This window comes from Ruegeria sp. CL3, from assembly GCF_056536505.1.
Window position 1 is genome coordinate 1 of the sequence record NZ_JBQFPT010000021.1, and the last position, 17,438, is coordinate 17,438.

14 protein-coding genes and 2 pseudogenes are annotated in these 17,438 nt (G+C 53.7%); 7 read left to right on the forward strand and 9 right to left on the reverse strand.

Annotation, left to right across the window (positions count from 1 at the left end; all coding sequences use genetic code 11):
- Nucleotides 1-555, reverse strand: a pseudogene (locus tag ACR0NO_RS21625) (hypothetical protein); the annotation flags it as partial.
- A 130-nt stretch (nt 556-685) separates the two neighbouring features.
- Between ACR0NO_RS21625 and ACR0NO_RS21630 the strand changes: the two are divergent.
- Together ACR0NO_RS21630 and ACR0NO_RS21635 are read left to right on the forward strand one after the other, a co-directional pair.
- Nucleotides 686-1,483, forward strand: coding sequence for a DUF6502 family protein (locus ACR0NO_RS21630; RefSeq protein WP_480725608.1), 798 nt, complete (start codon nt 686-688; stop codon nt 1,481-1,483).
- Nucleotides 1,484-1,553: 70 nt separating this feature from the next.
- On the forward strand, nt 1,554-2,408 hold the full coding sequence (locus ACR0NO_RS21635; RefSeq protein WP_480725610.1) for a DUF5666 domain-containing protein: 855 nt from the start codon (nt 1,554-1,556) through the stop codon (nt 2,406-2,408).
- 144 nt (nt 2,409-2,552) lie between these two features.
- Here ACR0NO_RS21635 and ACR0NO_RS21640 read toward each other — a convergent pair.
- From ACR0NO_RS21640 to ACR0NO_RS21660, 5 genes and pseudogenes are all read right to left on the reverse strand, one after another.
- Nucleotides 2,553-3,260, reverse strand: a pseudogene (locus ACR0NO_RS21640) (IS6 family transposase).
- Between the two features lie 94 nt (nt 3,261-3,354).
- Complete coding sequence (locus ACR0NO_RS21645) at nt 3,355-3,897, reverse strand: N-acetyltransferase family protein (protein WP_480725611.1); 543 nt, start codon at nt 3,895-3,897, stop codon at nt 3,355-3,357.
- A complete protein-coding gene (locus tag ACR0NO_RS21650) occupies nt 3,863-5,929 on the reverse strand; it encodes an oxidoreductase (protein WP_480725612.1) in 2,067 nt (688 codons plus the stop codon). Before ACR0NO_RS21650 ends, ACR0NO_RS21645 begins: the two co-directional genes overlap by 35 nt.
- A gap of 76 nt (nt 5,930-6,005) precedes the next feature.
- The gene (locus tag ACR0NO_RS21655; protein WP_480725614.1) at nt 6,006-6,689 is read right to left on the reverse strand and encodes a TetR/AcrR family transcriptional regulator; all 684 of its coding nucleotides are present in this window, start codon (nt 6,687-6,689) and stop codon (nt 6,006-6,008) included.
- A gap of 157 nt (nt 6,690-6,846) precedes the next feature.
- A complete protein-coding gene (locus tag ACR0NO_RS21660) occupies nt 6,847-7,149 on the reverse strand; it encodes a hypothetical protein (RefSeq protein ID WP_480725615.1) in 303 nt (100 codons plus the stop codon).
- A 104-nt stretch (nt 7,150-7,253) separates the two neighbouring features.
- Between ACR0NO_RS21660 and ACR0NO_RS21665 the strand changes: the two genes are divergently transcribed.
- Nucleotides 7,254-8,546 carry an NAD(P)/FAD-dependent oxidoreductase gene (locus tag ACR0NO_RS21665; RefSeq protein WP_170681684.1) on the forward strand — a complete coding sequence of 431 codons (1,293 nt, stop codon included), beginning with the start codon at nt 7,254-7,256 and terminating at the stop codon, nt 8,544-8,546.
- Nucleotides 8,547-8,567: 21 nt separating this feature from the next.
- Here ACR0NO_RS21665 and ACR0NO_RS21670 read toward each other — a convergent pair whose 3' ends face one another.
- Together ACR0NO_RS21670 and ACR0NO_RS21675 are read right to left on the reverse strand one after the other, a co-directional pair.
- On the reverse strand, nt 8,568-9,920 hold the full coding sequence (locus ACR0NO_RS21670; protein WP_480725617.1) for an MATE family efflux transporter: 1,353 nt from the start codon (nt 9,918-9,920) through the stop codon (nt 8,568-8,570).
- A 27-nt stretch (nt 9,921-9,947) separates the two neighbouring features.
- On the reverse strand, nt 9,948-10,586 hold the full coding sequence (locus tag ACR0NO_RS21675) for a TetR family transcriptional regulator C-terminal domain-containing protein (RefSeq protein WP_480725619.1): 639 nt from the start codon (nt 10,584-10,586) through the stop codon (nt 9,948-9,950).
- Nucleotides 10,587-10,725: 139 nt separating this feature from the next.
- Between ACR0NO_RS21675 and ACR0NO_RS21680 the strand changes: the two genes are divergently transcribed.
- From ACR0NO_RS21680 to ACR0NO_RS21695, 4 genes are read left to right on the forward strand one after another with little or no spacing between them, the layout of a single operon-like run.
- The gene (locus tag ACR0NO_RS21680) at nt 10,726-12,363 is read left to right on the forward strand and encodes a phytoene desaturase family protein (protein WP_480725620.1); all 1,638 of its coding nucleotides are present in this window, start codon (nt 10,726-10,728) and stop codon (nt 12,361-12,363) included.
- On the forward strand, nt 12,360-13,892 hold the full coding sequence (locus tag ACR0NO_RS21685; RefSeq protein ID WP_480725622.1) for a phytoene desaturase family protein: 1,533 nt from the start codon (nt 12,360-12,362) through the stop codon (nt 13,890-13,892). The genes ACR0NO_RS21680 and ACR0NO_RS21685 overlap by 4 nt, the downstream gene beginning before the upstream one ends.
- Nucleotides 13,889-15,064 carry an aminomethyl transferase family protein gene (locus ACR0NO_RS21690; protein ID WP_480725624.1) on the forward strand — a complete coding sequence of 392 codons (1,176 nt, stop codon included), beginning with the start codon at nt 13,889-13,891 and terminating at the stop codon, nt 15,062-15,064. Before ACR0NO_RS21685 ends, ACR0NO_RS21690 begins: the two co-directional genes overlap by 4 nt.
- A gap of 13 nt (nt 15,065-15,077) precedes the next feature.
- Nucleotides 15,078-16,457 (forward strand): aminotransferase, encoded by a 1,380-nt coding sequence (locus ACR0NO_RS21695; protein ID WP_170556619.1) that lies wholly within the window; start codon nt 15,078-15,080, stop codon nt 16,455-16,457.
- Between the two features lie 33 nt (nt 16,458-16,490).
- On the opposite strand, the gene ACR0NO_RS21700 is transcribed toward ACR0NO_RS21695, so the two are convergent.
- Nucleotides 16,491-17,270: a class I SAM-dependent methyltransferase gene (locus tag ACR0NO_RS21700; protein ID WP_480725625.1), complete on the reverse strand. Its 780-nt coding sequence runs from the start codon at nt 17,268-17,270 to the stop codon at nt 16,491-16,493.
- Between the last annotated feature and the right edge of the window lie 168 nt (nt 17,271-17,438).

Below are 17,438 nucleotides of genomic sequence, written 5' to 3' on the forward strand. Positions count from 1 at the left end.
GACGGTGATGTCGTCGGCGTCCCGCACGAGGCCGTCCAGACCGGCCGTTTGCAGCGCCATCACAAGGATGTTGAAGTCATCCGAACCGGCCGCGATGTCCACGATGTTGGGGGGAATATCGCCTGCGCCAAGATCGTCATACGCCAAACCGGCCCCTTTGACGTTCGACGCGCTGACAACTGTCAAAGACGTGCCTGCAGGAGGAACGTTGCCGAGAAAGGTGAAATTGTCAGGTAAAAATCCGGGTTGTTCGACTTCCACCAGCTTGTAGATCTCACCATCGTCGCCCGAAAGCTCCCACACGTTCTCGGCGTAGATCCGGCCGTAGTAGCCGACGGTCTCGTCGCTATCGGCCCTGGTCAGCGTTGCGGTTTGCCCAGACAAGTCATCCCCGAATTCATTGAACCTCGCATCGCCTGAAAGGTTCTCGTCATTGTCCGAGACAGAAACTTCCACCGTCGGGCTGAGTGGCAACGTGAATTCCGCGTTCAGTTCGATGCGTCCTGACCCAAAAAGGTCTGCATTCTCAAAAGCGGTAAATTTGTAAGTCGCCATCACGTGTTCCTCCGGGTGTGCCCAAATTGCGTGTGTAATTTTCACACAGTTAACGGACGAAATGTCGCGATGCTGAAAAATGACAAGGGGAGGCGTGGAATTTTTTCACACGAAGCCATAGTGTTCCATCATGAGCGGCAAGCATTCTCTTACCAAGTCGGTTCTGTTCGAACATGCGATCAAGGCGCTATTGCGCCCTTTGACGCGTGCGCTGATTGCGCAGGGGATGACCGCGCCACAGCTCTATCGCTTAGTAAAACAAAGCTATGTGGACACTGCGATAGAAGAACTGGGCCCCGAGGCGACGGACAGTCGGGTCAGCGTCATGACGGGTGTTCATCGTCGCGACGTCAAGGCGATGCGGGCCCATGTTACGTCCGACATCAAACCGGTTCAGCGGCGCGTTTCTACACTCGCGACTGTTGTTGGACGCTGGATGACCGATCCGAAACTCACAGATGAATCGGGCCTTCCAATGCCGATGACGCGGGCCAAGTTTGATCGGCTAGCGGCCCAAACCAACCGCGACATTCGTCCCAGAACTATTCTAGACGAACTTCAGCGTCAGGGTCTTGTAACCGATGACGACGCTTTGCTTGCGCTTAATCCCAAGGCCGTTTTCGGCCCCGAAGATCTGGATCAGAAGCTCGATTTTTTTGCCCGCAACCTTGGCGACCATATGGAGGCCGCGGTCGATAACCTTTTGGCTGAGACCCCGCCTCATTTCGAAAGGGCCGCATTCTTCAACTGCCTTGCAGAAACATCATTGGACGCGCTTGAGGCTGAGGCCCGTAAGACCGGCGCAGAGGCGCTGCGCAAAGTGGCGCAAGAGGCCGCCGCACATCAAAAGGTTGACTACGAAAAAAAGTCGGCCACACACCGTTTTCGATTTGGTATTTATTTTTATCGAGAAGACGAAGAAGAGTGAGTTTACTACGATGACCAGTTGTCGCCCCAATCGCAGAACATTCATTTCTTCCGGGTTGTGTGCAACTCTGTTGCCCGGAGCAGGGGGGGCGCAGTCGACAAAGCGCGATGTCGAAGGTGGTCTTGGGGGCACTGGGATTGTTGGTGTACTGGTGGATTTTGGCAGTTTGATCCTGGCCGGTCAGACGGTTCAAACCACCGAACAGACCCGCGTCGCGACACGATTTGGACCATTGTCCGTTGATCAGTTACGTGCGGGGGACAGCCTGACAGTTGAGGCCGAGCGTTTTGCCTCGGGCAAGGTGATCGCGCGGCGAGTCGAGCTGACTTACCCGCTTGTCGGGGCGGTGACCGCGCTTGACCCCAGCGAGGGCACGCTGGCAGTCAACGGTGTCGCTGTTTTCGTAGAAACGCGGATCACGGGGTTTGGCATTGGGGACCGGGTCGCTGTTTCTGGTTTGTGGCGCGGGGATACTGTTGTTGCCAGTCGCATTTCTAAGGCTCCGGGCCCTTTGGATTTGGTGGCGGGAACGGTAGGTCGTGGCTATGTCTCGGGTGTGCAGCTTTCCAGCGGGGCAACCACACTGGGGCAAAGCGGGCGGTTTGCGACGGTCCTTGGACGCTTTGATACGACGAAGGGCTCGATGGACGTGCAGAAAATTGAATTTGACCGCTTTACCGGCGCTGCGGGGCCGCTCAAATCACTGTCTGTCGAAGGCTGGTTGGAACCAACCAGTGCGGCTCCCGGTTTTCGGATCGCCGGATTGGGGCACAGTTTTGCAAGAAACCTAAACCTTGCGCCTTTCCAAGACCAGCGGGTTTTGTTCAGCGGTCCCTATGCGGGCCGTTTCGCAGCAAATTCGGCGTTGGTACTTCCCGATAACCCCAGCGCGCGGAGGCGGCTGCTTTTGGAAACAAACCTGTGAAACAGACAGGGCGACTGACTCTGCCTGCTACTCTGGCTTCGCCATCGATCAGATGCGCCGTGATCTGCCGCCGTTCTCCATCATAATATTGGGTGCTGTCAGACAAATTCGAACCAGTCTCAGTTTGCTGCGGAAACCGCAGACCTATCCGGAACAAAGTTGACGCCACTCGCTAAGAGCGGCGGCGCGGGTCAGCTTGAAGGTGTCTCGACTGGCTAGCGATCTTTCCTGGTTGAAGTGGTTGTAGACAGAGGAATGGACGGAGGCGAATTTCTGTAGACTTCGCATACGCCTGAACCGTCACATGGCGCGTTCTCTTCGTCGGAACGGCAGGTGCGAATTCTCCACGCGGTTGTTGAGCCACCTGCTCGTCTGTTGTTTTTCCGTAGCACCAAGCTCTCTGAGCGTGGCCCGATACGATGCGAAGCGATCCGTGACGACGTTTTCCGCTTTACCGTGTCGCTTCATCAAATTCCTGAGTAATTTCAGTACTGTAGCCTTGTTTCGGCGTTTGGTGACAACGGCTTCCACCACCTCACCTTCTTGATCAACAACCCGCCAAAGATAGTGCCGCTTGCCATTCACCTTTACAAAAACCTCATCCACGTGCCACTTCCATTTGGAGAACGCGCGCAGGTGCTGAACACGCTTCCGTCGGATCTCAGCCGCAAACATTGGACCAAACCTGTTCCACCAATATCGGACGGTTTCGTGGCTCACGTCGATGCCTCGCTCGTGCAGCAGATCTTGGACGTTCCGAAGCGAGAGCGCGAAACGGATATACAGCATCACCGCCAAGCGGAAAACCTCGGGACTGGTTTTGAAGTACTGCAATGGCGATTGTTTAATTATGCGCGAAGGCTATGAGAGCACCCTGACCCGCTCAAGCAGAGTTCTTCTGACAAGACCAGCGCTAAGGCGAGTTTTTCTGGCAAGTCGCTACCAGTTATTCATCTTTTTCATAAACTATAAATGGCGTTCTCTTAGCGACTTTGTCGTAAAGAACTCGACCGGGATAGTTAAATTCTTGAGTTGTCCAGTAGGTGGTTGGAACACCGTCCTGCTTGGCGATCTGGAAGACAGTTTCGATTAGAGCTCGACCAACACCTTTTCCTCTAACCTGCTGATCAGCGAAGAGATCCATCAAATAACACGTATCCTCCACCGACCACATGAACCTATGGTAAAGATAGTGCGCCAATCCGACCGGTTTTCCGTCCAACTCAGCGATCAGACAGTTGTATTCGCCTGCATCCGTTGACAACAATCTCTTGAACGAAACCTCGTAGACTTCTTCTGAAACAGAGGTCTCGTAGAAATCCAAATATGCCGTCCATAAGCGGCGCCAATCTTCGTTGTCTTTCAATTCAAGCGGACGGATAATTAAGCCTTCCGGCATGGGTGATTTCTCCTGCTTTCCCTTGAGTGCGTACAACCGAGATCGCCCAGCGAAGTCAAATCGGCTGCTGCTCGACATCCAGACGATCATGTCTAAGTGGAATGTCCTCATCCACTGCTTCGTCCAATTCCTGGGCGTATCGATGACCTGAATAAACCGCTGCTGCAATAATCGCCGGCGCGTCGCAATCTCCTATGCGACGAAGGCTGAACGGCAAGTCCTCAGAACTCACCCTCCCCAGCAATCCCCTGTAGAGACCATCATTTGCCTTCCGAGCAGTAACCATCACTATGTTGCCAACCGGAACATTCAAATTTGGACCGCCATAGGCGCACTCCAACTCTGCGATTTCGCCATCAAATTGTTTAAGCGACTTTGACGGCAGGATCTCGACCCCTAAGCGAAGCAAATGCGTTCGTATGCGCCAACGTTCGGACGTATTTCCTGCCCAGTCAGAAACACTGTCAGACGGTGTGACCAGCGTGACGGCATGTCCCTGCTTTATGATTTTTTCAGCAATAACACTGGCCATGTAGTAGCCATCACCATCAAAAACGAGCGTTGGTCCATCAGGAATTTTCCCATCCATGATGTCATCGGGAGTAAAGACACGACCTAAGGCTGACCCTTTTGCGACCGGGGCGAAACGTTCTTCGTCAAAATACTCCTTTCGCCAAGTCGCGCCGGTTGCAATCGCAACGTGGTCAGCATCGACGGCCAAGATATCGTCAACTGTCAGCGGGCTTTCACGGTAGATTTCAACGTTGGGCATCTCCATCAATTGCTGCTCGCGATAATCTTTGACGCGAATGTACTCGCTCATTCCAGGCAGAGCCGCTTCGCGCGAGACCCTGCCACCCAACTCACGAGTAGCTTCCGCCAATTGGACATCATACCCACGCACGCCAAGTGCCCGTGCCGCTTCCAGTCCGGCAGCGCCTGCCCCGACAATCAAGACGCGCGCATCTGAGGATTTCTTACGAATGATTTCAGGGTGCCAGCCTTTGCGCCACTCCTCTCCCATTGTTGGGTTCTGAGTGCATCGAATAGGTACCCCTATCGAGTCACTGGCGTAACAAACATTGCATCCGATACACTCGCGGATCGCTGACAAGCGTCCTTCTTCGATCTTCTTTGGAAGGTAAGGATCAGCGATTGAGGGGCGTGCAGCCCCAATGAAATCCGTAATCCCCCGCCTGACTTGCGAGACCATGGTATCAGGTGACGTGAAGCGACCAACGGTCACGACGGGCTTATCCGTCACGGACTTGACCCAATGCATATAGGGTTCAAGAGCAGCTTCTTTAGTAAAACGGGAGACACCCATCTCAACCGAGTAATCTGCGATGTTGATATCCCACAAATCCGGAAGATCGGAGAGCATCTCAAACATCTCTCGTCGCTCACCATAGATTGGCTGGCCATCCTCGCCGATCTCTTCGTCAGCCGAGAACCGAACGGCCACGGCGCACCGGTCGCCAACGGCGTCCTTGGTTTCCTGAATCAATTCTCGGGTGAGACGCACCCTATTTTCTAAGTTGCCACCATATTCGTCACCGCGCGTATTCACGCGCGGATGCAAAAAATTCGAGATCAGGTATCCGTGCGTTGCATAGACATAGACAACGTCAAATCCAGCGTCCCGTGCCCTCAATGCGGCCTTTCGATGCCAGCGGCGTAGATCCCGGATGTCCTGCTTGTCCATTGCACGGGTCTGAAAAGGGTGCCCTTTCGTATTGGGACGGCTGTCGACGTCCATGCTCGGCAACCGGGAGAACAAGTTGTTCGAGTTGGCGCCTCCGTACCATAGTTCAGCACCTGCAAGGCTGCCGTATTCGTGCACCGCGTCCGTCATCAGTGCGTGCGCCCGAACATCACTGTCATCCCAAAGCGACGCGTAGGGATGCGGAAGGTCGTCGGATGATGGGTGGATCGAGTTGTATTCAGTGCATATGACGCCCCACCCTCCTTGCGCCTTCACTTTACGCATAGCAGCAAGAGTACGTGGGTATTGCCAACCCATACCTGTACAGTGTGGCACCTGATAAAACCGGTTTGGCGCAGTAACTGGCCCGATTTGGACTGGTTCGAAAAGGATGTCGTAGCGAGAGTCCCTGCCCATTTATTTGTCCTTATTTTGGCTGCGCCATGCGCCGCCTGATCTTGTCTGGAATATCCGGTCTGAGAGCCATTCTGCTTCAATCACCGTTGTTGAACGCGGGCATTCGAAAGTGATCCGGGTAGACCTTGGCAAGAAAGGCGGCGATGTGATCCCGGGCGACAGAACGTTGAAAGTTCTCGGGATAGGTCAAAAGCTCCAACCAGATTCCGTCGTAGAGAGATTCCAGAATATTGGCGACTTGCCTTGGCGGCATGTCCTTGTATCCACCGTCTTCAGCAATCTCTGAACACAGTCTCAGTGCTACGTCGTACCGCTCCTGATCGATATCATTGATCAGATTGCGATAGACTTTGCGCCGTCCTGCCTCTCCAAAAAACGCAAACCAAACGGCTAGCTTTTTTGGCGTGCAAATCTGCGGGTGAAAGTGCGCATCGACGATCGCCAACAATTTTTCAGGCGCTGACAAACCTGCGTTTTCATAGGCTTCCAACCACTGTTCGTGGTGTTCCTTTGCTAGAAACAGCAACGTTTCTTCCAGCAAGTTCTGCTTACTTTTGAAGTGGAAGTTGACGATGCCCAATGACAAACCTGCAGTCTCGGTCACTGTGGACATGGTCGTTCCACCAATCCCGTTTTCGGCAATCGAGTCGATTGTCGCATCGATGAGTTGTTGTCTCCTCACCTCCTTGGACTCGGTACGCCGCCGTCCCTCAGGGTTTGTTTTTTCGATTGGCGATTGTCTCACCAAAATACATCCCATCTACTAAGAACTTCTTTTGTCTTGCCTGCCCCCAACAGCCGTTCTCACTCCGCGTGTGGACGATTGACATCTTAGCGATAGATGCCATTGATTGAACGATCATTCAATGGAAAAGACGAAATGATGAGAAAACATCCGGACGTACGCAATCGCAGATCTAGAGTTCCGACCAAAAAGTGAAAACCGGATCGTGCACCAAAGAAATAACTCTACGATGCAAAGCCCCCAAAGGCTCAACGCGGCCTTCAATGGCGGCCCAAGCCGCGTCTGCCTGCGATTGATCCCTGAACTCTATAACAGCCATAAGCGTATGGTTGCGCAGCTCGTCGGTATCGTAACCACTTGCGGGGATGCGCCTGCACAAAGGCGTACTTTCGGCGGCAAGGTCCGTCTTGATCAAGTGTTCGACAAACGCGTTCCACGCCTGCTCGAATGCATCGAGCTCGACGGTTGGTTTCAATTCGAATTGGTTCAAAAGTCTTGGCATTCGTCACATACTGTCCGGCAAGTATCACGAGCCAAACCTACGCAGTTCCCCCCACAAGGCAAGCGCGAGGCCACTAGATGATCCGAAACGAAAACCCAGTCATTGCGAATAGCCTGTGGTCAGCAACAGCAGGCTATTCATCAGAATGTCCGCAACTGGTTGGCGAACAGCACTCTGACGTGACCGTAATTGGCGCCGGGTTCACCGGGCTTTCGGCAGCACTTCACCTGGCCGAGAAAGGCGTCAAACCTGTTGTCATCGATGCGCATCATCCGGGCTGGGGAGCTTCTGGACGCAATGGCGGTCAAATCAATGTAGGCCTAAAGGACGGACCGACGGGCATCAAAACCAAATTTGGTGACCTCTGGGGGACTAGAATGATCCGAATGGCCGGTGAAGCCGCCAATCTTGTGTTCGACTTAATCGCTCGGCACGGGATTGAGTGCGACGCAAATCGTCCAGGCTGGCTGCGCGCGGCGCATACTCACAAAACACTCAGTGAACTACACAAACTAGCCGAGGATTGGGACAACCACGGCGGTGGCATGATGCGGCTTGATCAAAGCGAAATGCAGCGACTGACCGGGACCGAAGCTTACCTTGGCGGCGTTCTGGATCGCCGCGGCGGTGTTTTGCACCCGCTAAATTATGCACTTGGGCTGGCCGAAGCTGGTCGCCGCAACGGCGTGCAAATCTTCGGTGGAACGCCCGCCAATCAGATTTTGTCAGAGGCCGGTCGCTTTCGGATTGAAACTCCCAAAGGAGCTGTCATCTCAGAAAAAGTGCTGATCTGCACGAACGCCTATTCTGGAGATCTGTATCCGCGGTTGGCTAAATCAGTTTTGCCCGTTCGCTCGGTTCAAGTAGCCACGTCGCCCCTTTCCGACAATGTCCGCCAGTCAATTCTGCCAGAAGGCAACGCTTTGTCAGACGCACGACGCTTGCTTCTATACTTCAGGCAAGACGCGGAAGGTCGCTTTCTGATGGGAGGACGCGGCACATACAACGACAATTCCACTCTCAAACAAATTGAGCGGTTGAAACGCATTTCTGTTGAACTTTTCCCCCAATTATCTGGAGTTCAGTGGGAATACGAGTGGGGCGGCTTTGTTGCATTGACGAGAGATCACTATCCACACCTGCATGAGCTCACTCCGGGGGTTATGACAGGATTAGGATATAATGGGCGCGGCGTCGCCATCGCTACGGCAATGGGGCGCGTCCTCGCCAAATGGGCGACTGGAACCAAATCAGACGAGCTGGAATTTCCTGTCACCGCCCTCAGACCACTGCCTTTCTCCTTTGCGAAAGAGACTCTGGTCGAAGCAGAAATCCTACGCTTGAAACTCTTAGACAAGTTGGGCCTTTAGAAGGCCAGCAAACAGCGCCGCCTAGCGGTTTTGGGAGAAGAAGCGATAGGTCAACGCGATAGCGGCCAATGAGAGACCTGAGCCGTATCCGATCCAAACGCCGTTGGGTCCCAGTCCAAGCCAAAAGCCCAGCGCATATCCAAGCGGCAAAGCAAAGACCCAATAGGCAATCAGGGTAATGGCGACAGGAACATGATTGTCCATCATGCCCCGAAATGCGCCTAGCATTGTCCCTTGCACACCATCTGCAATCTGCATTGCTGCAATCACAAGGAACATCGATATCGCGAGAGAAACGACCTCTTGGTCATCTGACAGGCTATTTGCCAAAGGGGCACGTCCAAACAAAATTCCAGTGACGACCACGGTCATCCAACCAACAACAACCAACAACGAAGCCAACACAATCGGCTTGAGCCTGTCTTTTTCATCGGCACCAATTGCTTGAGCTACGCGTATAGAAATCGCAATCGAAACGCCTAATGGCACCATGTAAATGACGTCGCTGACTGCCGAAACGATTTGATGGGCGGCGAGCGCGGCGGCGCTGAACCAACCAAGCATAAGGCCGGCAACTGCGTAAGCGGCCCCCTCCCCCAAATAGCCAACGGAGATAATGAAACCTTCTTTGAGCTGCGCTTTGACCTCGGACCTGTCGAAACTCGCGGCTCTCAGAAGGCCTCTCTTTCTTTTCCATACTCGTATGATCACGAGCGCCATTATCAACGGCATTATCTGAGACAACAGACTTGCAATCCCGGCGCCAACAAGACCCAGACCTGGCCAGAAACCAACTCCGTGGATCAAAACATAGTTCGAAGGGATGTTGAAACCGACCGCAAGAAACGCAAGACCAACCCCAATCCAGGGACGGTTCATGGCGTCAAAAAGAGCCTTCAGAGTATAGAAAATCGTAAAGGGCACCAAAAGAAGGCTCATCGCGATCCAGTACCCGCCTATTAGACTGACCACTTCAGGCGGCTGCCCAATCCAAGAGAGAGCAGGCTTAAGGCAGATCATTGCAACAGCGCCAACTGACCCCACGACTAGGGAAACAAAAACCCCGGCGTTTGTTGCTGCTGCCAGCCCTTGGTCACTTGTTTTCCCAAAAGCTTCTGCCATGCGCACACCAATTGCAGACACAAAGCCGTAGAGCGCTGAATAGAAAATGATCAGCACCGAGGCCGTAATTGAGACCGCCGCCAGAGGAAGTGTGCCCAACGGGGCCACCATCACTGTGTCGACGACACCAATCAAAGCAGCAGCAGCAAGAGAAATGACTATCGGAAAAGCAAGCCGCGCAAGGTAACGCGCCTCTTTTAAGATGGCGCCCCAGGATGGCCGAGGCCGCTGCGATATCCGCACTCGCGTCATATTGTGGGGCCTTTCAGTCGAAATTGACTAAGCCGAATCTCCAAGTAATTCTGGAACCAAACGAACAAGGCATCCCCAGGCAGCTTGCTCCGCCTGCTTTCGGCTCAGGCCTTCCGGAGCGAGATGCAATCGTTGCCAATAACCATCCGTTAATGTCTCCATCCATTCAGCCATTTGATCTGCTGAAGTAACGTCGTCTGCTGAGAGCAATTCTTTCCAGATCAACCTCAAGGTCTCTCTTCGACGTGTCTCAAAATGCTCGGCAACTTCATCATACTGCAGTTGAAATCGAAGCTCGCCCCAGAATGCATACCAAAGGGGTAAGACATCCGGACCACACGCATCAGGGTGGAAGTCAGCTTTTATCAAAGCCCTTATCTTTTCGGCGGGCTTGTCCCCTGCTCGCTCTAAAGAAGCTGTCCATTGCTCTTCGTAACGCTGGTACAGGTCACGCAAAGTTTCGGTCAGAAGACCTAGCTTTGATTTGAAATAAAATGCCGCAACACCCTGAGAAAGCTCTGCCTCAGACGCGACTGTTGCAAGCGTCGTTTTTGCCAATCCATGGGTCAATATTGAGCGGCAAGCTGCGTCCAGCAGCTGCCGGCGACGACGATCTGCGTTCTCCTTCCTCTCTTTGCGAGGACGTTTCCGCTCAGCTTCGACCAATTGTCGCTCCTCCTACGAATGCAGCCATCTACAGCGCGCAAAAAAGATGCGTCAATAGCTTGAAATTTATTTGAGCGCTCAAATAAACTTTACGAACGCGCACCCGATCTGTAAACGGGAGAGAAGGGGATGGAGAAATTTGACGGTTGAGAACAGATACGATGTGATTGTGGCCGGCGCTGGTCACAACGGATTAACCGCTGCAGCCTATTTGGCGCGCGCTGGCATGCGTGTTTTGGTGGTCGAAAAGAACGACTGGATCGGTGGCGCCGCAGTCAGCCGGTCGCTACACGAGGGCTGGACATACTCGAATTGCTCATACGTTTGCTCTCTTTTGCGGCGCGAGATTGCCAGGGACCTTGAGCTACCAAAATACGGACTTCAGGTAATTCCGTATGAAGGCGGCGCGAGCTTTACGCGCGATGGGGATTACTTCGCCTACTATTCCGATCACAACGCACTGAAGCGTGAGATGGCACGTCATTCCGCAAAAGATGCCGACGCCTATCGCCGCTATTCGCGAGCCATCATGCGGCAATGCCGTTTTATCCGTCCGTTTTTACTTCGGGACGCACCGGACCCCGCTTCTCTCCATCCGCGCGATCTCGGCGAACTGGCGTACCTCGTAAAAAAAGCACATGGTTTGGGCAGTCGGGAGCTTGGTGAAACGCTGAAATTCTGGACAATGTCCATTGGTGACTTTCTGGATGAGCATTTCGAAAACGACTTGATTAAGGCCCATTTGGCAGGCTCAGGCATTATCGGCACCGGCCTCGGAGTGTACTCACCCGGAACGGCATATGTGTTGCTGCACCACTACATGGGTGACATTGACGGCGGCATCGGAGCATGGGGCTTCGCGCGTGGAGGGATGGGTGCAATTTCGAATGCCATTGCTGCCTCTTTCAAGGATCACGGCGGTACTATCCACACAGGTTCGGGGATTGAGAAAATCCTCAGCAAAGACGGACGCGTTGAAGGCGTAGCTTTGGAGGACGGCAAGGTTTTTCATGCCCCTGTCGTTGCCTCCAATATGGATATCAAACGCACAATTCTGCACCATTTAGATATGGCCGAGTTGCCGGATGATTTCACCAAGGCGGTGCGAAACTTCAAAATTCGGGGGTCCTCGGCAAAGCTCAATATTGCGCTTGACCGCTTTCCAAATTTCCCTGCAGCACACGAGCACACCAGCTTCCTCAGGGGTGATTTGCATGTGTCGCAGAGCCTCTTTGAACTTGAAAAGGCCTATGATGATTGGAAAGTCGGACGCTGGTCGGAAAAGCCTTATATCGACATGCTCATCCCAAGCCAGATTGATCCGACTATGGCGCCGACAGGTGCCCACATGATGACGGTTTTCGTCCAATATGCGCCTTATGACTTAGTAGTCGACGGCGTTAGATCTGCCGAGAATTGGGACGACAAACAGCGCAACGCGCTGGCAGAAACTGTACTCGAGCAGATGTCTGTGGCGTGTCCCGACATTCGCGAGCGCGTTGTTCATATGGAAGTTCGTTCACCATTGGAAATTGAGCGCGAGGTCGGTCTGACAGAGGGCAACATTTTCCAAGGCGAACTAACTTTTGATCAGCTTTTCTTCAATCGGCCTGTCCCAGGTTGGTCGCAGTACAATTTACCTATCAAGGGGCTTTATCTGTGCGGGTCGTCCGCCCATCCTGGCGGTGGGGTTATGGGGGCCCCAGGTGCAAACGCTGCCCGCGCTATTCTCAGGAAAGAAACACGGCATGGCCGAATGAAGGGGTATGCCGCATGAGCCAATTTGATGCGATTGTCATTGGCGGCGGTGTAAACGGCCTGATCGCCGGAACACTCCTTGGTCGACGCGGCAAGAATGTCTGTATCATTGAGAAATCCGACAGGTTCGGCGGCATGGCGTCTTATTCTGTGGACGGCGGTCCGACCCTTGCACATTCGCTATATAACCTGAGCCCGCGGGCATTGAGTGACATCGGCATAGATCTTCGACACCCTGTCCTGTCCGGCAAACCCGTCTCAACGGTCTCTCTGTCTGAGGATGGGCGGCACATCGTCTTCAAGAACGACGGCGTGTATTGGAGCGACGGGACAAAACACCGGGAATCAGATGCCTGGTCTGATCTGACACGCCAATTGACTACGTATGGAGACCTTTTGCGCCAACTCGCCGAGGCTCCACCTCCTGGGGGTCAAAAAGCCATCCTCTCCCGAGGTGGGCTGAATGAGTTTTTGCGCCTGGCAAAACTGGGCATCGGCCTGAAAAAGCTGGGCAAATATGAAATGCGGCGTTTCCTGCAGGTCGTCTTATCCAATGTCCACGACATTGTCCTGGATGACCTGTCGGAAGGACCGGTGGCTGGAATGCTTGCTGCTGATGCAATCTGGGGGACAGCCACCGGTCCAAGATCTCCGGGCACTGTGTTCAATCTGATCTATCGTTTGGGTCACGGAGGGACCATCACTCGACCAGCAGGCGGTATGTCCGCGCTGTCCGATTTGATGGTGGAAGCTGCGCGAAAGACGGGTTGCGTGCTGATGCCGGACACTGAAGTATCCCGCATTCTGTTGGACAACGATGCCGTCTCCGGAGTGGAAACAACCGATGGACGAACCATTGCCGCACCTAATGTGCTCAGCAACCTTGCCCCAAAACTAACAAGCCGAATGACCGGCCCCTCTGCCTTTGACATCGAAACGATGCGGCGAGTGCGAAATATACGGGCGCGTGGAACAACGGCCAAGGTCAATCTACGGCTCAAGGATAGCTCCGCCCTGCCCAGCCTGAGTGACGAATTGGCACACGAACGTCTGATCTATGCTCCTTCTGTGGAATACGTCGAAGCTGCGTTCAATCCGGCTAAGTATGGTCAAATGTCCAAAGCACCTGTGATTGAAGCTTTCAAAATGCAGACAGCCGACGGGGCAAGCTGGCTGTCAACGATAGTGCAATATGCGCCATCTGACCTTGAAGGCGGCTGGACTAAGAAGGCAAAGGAACAGCTTGCGGAAATTACAGTTGAAACTCTTAGCCGCGCCCTGCCCGGCTTGGGTGATCAAATTGCAGGTATGCAGGTCATAACACCGGATCAAATCGAAAGCGCAACCGGAGCGCCCGGCGGGCACTGGCACCATGCAGAAATGTCCTTGGACCAGCTCCTTACACTTCGGCCCGCGAACGGGATGTCCAGATACTCCATGGGGCCGAAAGGGCTGTTCCAATGCGGTGCAGCAACGCATCCCGGTGGCGATGTCATGGGCCTCGCTGGTCGCAATGCGGCCTTGGCGGCGCTGGAGGCTCAGCCATGAGCATCTTTACCGATCCAAAACTCGGTTTGATACCCGGGCCGTTTCACAAAAAACTCGAAGAGCAAAATCGCGCAAAAAATTGGTACGATTGGGCCGGCTTTGCTGCCCCGGGTTTTCTGGACAGTGTCGAGTTCGAGTACTTCGCGCTGCGAAATCAGGCATCCTTGTTCGACATCTCGCCAATGCACAAATACCGATTGACCGGGCCAGACACGACCGCGATGCTCAATCGCCTCGTGACACGGGACGTCCGAAATATCAACGTTGGTCGCGTGGGGTACGCGGTCTGGTGTGATGAAGAGGGTATGGTCATCGATGACGGGACTCTTTTCCACCTTGACGACAACGATTGGCGCCTTTGTTGTCAGGAACAAATGCTGACATGGCTACTCGACGCTGCATGGGGTTTTGACGTTTCAGTCGTCGACGAAACTCACAGTGTTGCTGGACTTTCGCTGCAAGGGCCGACCTCTTATGCAGTTTTGGAAGCCGCTGGTTTAGATGTCAGCAAGCTGAAGCCATTCGATCTCGCTCAAATTGAACACAGTCTCATGATCTCGCGGACGGGTTTTACTGGTGACTTAGGTTACGAGCTCTGGTGCGACTGGGACAAGGCAGAAGCGCTTTGGGACAGAATTTGGAAAGGTGGCACACATCAGGGACTGCGCGCCATTGGATACGAAGCTGTAAACTTGGCCCGCATCGAAGCCGGTTTTCTGACCGCAGGTGTGGATTTTAAACCGGTTCATGCGACCGAACGGTTGCACCGAGGCCAAACACCCTTCGAACTTGGTCTGGGTCGGCTAGTCGATTTCAACAAAGGACATTTCAATGGCCGGCGAGAGCTGCTGTCCAAGCGAGAGAATCCAAGAAGCCTCCTCCTACGTTTCGATGTCGAAGGATTCAAACCCTCGGAAGGGTCGTTGATCTACAATCGACGCAAAAAAGAAGTTGGGCACATAACATCCGGGATATGGTCGCCGACCGCCAAGCGCAGCATTGCGTTGGCCCATGTCCGTATGCCGGATGCTGGCCGGTCATCTGGCTTAAAGGCCGAGATTTACACTCTGCAAGAAGGCAAATGGCGCACCAGGATGGCGCGCCTCACTCCTGTCACCAAAGCCTTTTTCGCACCGCCCCGCGCACGAGCTACGCCACCGGCCCGCACCTAAAGGAGAAGCAGACGTGAACACCCTGGATAATACACCAACCGACGGCGACCTTGTCGCTTGGGATCGCGACCATCACCTACATCCTTGGGCCGGAACCGACGGCTTTGGGTCCGACGAGTACATGCGGGTAAATACAGCGGATGGTATCTATCTCTGGGATGCTGCCGGGAAGCGATATATTGATGGCCCTGGCGGAATGTGGTGCACACAGATCGGATACGGGCGTCAAGAGATGGCCGATACCATTTCCCAACAGGTTATGAAGATGCCCTATGCGTCGCCGTGGTCGTTTACGACCGAACCCGCGGCCGTTCTGGCGCGAATGATCGCGGAACGTACACCAGGCGATCTGAACACGGTGCACTTCACGACCGGTGGGTCTACCGCCGTTGACACCGCACTGCGGACCGCACTTTTCATGAACAATCGGCTTGGCCGACCGGAGAAGAGGATCGTGATCGGCCGGGAAAAAGGCTACCACGGATCAACCTTTCTCGCCGCGACTGTCACTGGAAAAGAACGTTTCGAAACAAGCTTTGAAAAAGCTCAGGATCTGGTGCGTTTTCTGCCCGACGTGAATCCCTACCACCGGCCAGAAGGCATAACAGTTGATGTATGGTGCGACGCCAAAGTTGCTGACCTTGAGAGCCTGATTGCTGACGTAGGCGCCGACCGTGTTGCCGCCTTTATCGCGGAACCGATCCTGTGTTCCGGTGGCGTGATCGTTCCACCTCCGGGTTATCACAAGCGCACGCTCGAAATTTGCCGGGCAAACGACATTCTGTACATTTCGGATGAAGTCGTAACCGGCTTTGGTAGGTTGGGACACTGGTTCGCCTCAGAAGACGTCTTTGGCATCGTCCCTGACATTATTACCTGCGCAAAAGGTTTAACCTCGGGCTATCTGCCGTTAGGTGCCTGCATAATCTCGGACGCAGTAATGAAACGCATTTCAGACGCACCGGGCGACGATGTTTTCTACAACGGCTACACATACTCCGGGCACCCTGTGAGCTGCGCGGCTGCCATTAAGAATATTGAAATCATGGAGCGCGAGGACATTCTAGGACACGTTCAACGCGTCACACCGCATTTCCAGGACCGCCTAAATCAAATAAAGGAGAAGTTTCCGATAGTTGGGGATGTGCGCGGTGACGGGCTCCTCGGGTGCATAGAATGTCGCCCTGGACTGAACGTCGAGAGTTACGAAGCGCATGTGAAGTTTGGACAGAAACTGGACGATGCGTGCGAGGAGATGGGACTCCTCTTGCGACCATTTGGAAACATGGCCGTGTTCTCGCCCCCTCTGATCATAACTCCGTCGCAGATAGACGAAATGTTCGACATCATGGAAGCTGGTATGGCGCAGGTCAGCAAGGACTACGACGCATAACGGTCATCGCGTCCATTTAAAGTTCCAGTCAGATCAGGCAGGTTTCCGACCACGGATGTGATGCGGGCAATGCTCTCCGGTTTTCAACACTGGCTGCATAGCGTCCCAGATCTCGATCTGATGTTCAATAAACTCCGCACCATGACGAGCTTCCCAGTCGGCTCGGTTTGGCCCGGTCAATTCCTCCAGTTCATCAGCTGATATCTGAGCATACCAAGCGTTGCGGTTGACTAACTCTACGTCTTCAAAGCCAGCCAGCTCCATAGCAGCTCGGTACTTAGAGGGCGACGCCATCTGAAACTCCAAGGCTTCCATCTTTACGTAGTGCGCCATTTCCGGTGACATCTCACCATCATGATTGGTCAGCCAGTCAGAAGCAGCGAAATAACCGCCTGGTTTGAGCACACGATAAGCTTCCGCAGCCATCGCTACTTTGTCGGGGATATGGATGATCGAGTCCTTCGAAAACACTACGTCAAAAGTACCATCTTCGAATGGCATTGGACCTGGAGTGACCTGTATGATATCGACCTTTCTCTCCAGATCCGCCTGCCCAACTCGCTCTTTCGCAGCCGCGCAAACCGGGGCCTCAACATCAATCCCCGTAACTCTAGCGGCGCCGAACTCCCGTGCCATCAACACTGCAATGGCCCCAGATCCGCATCCGATATCAAGGATATGCTTATCTTTCAGATCAATCCCTTTAACAACACGCGCAACTTCTTCAGGGCCTCCCGGTGAAAGAAACCCCTCTCCCCAGAGCTCCTCCAGAAAGCTGATTGCCTGTTGGTCATATAGGATCTCGTCTGACATAGGATTCCCCCGCATCTGATTGTCAGTCAGTCACTGCAGTGAAACCTTTTCTCTCATCTCAGACAAGCTTTATCGCGAAATCGCAGGTCATAGATTCAGCTATAATTGAATGATCATTCAGTCAGTAGACAGCAAGTGATTTGACTGGTATTCGGAGAAAAGAACGCC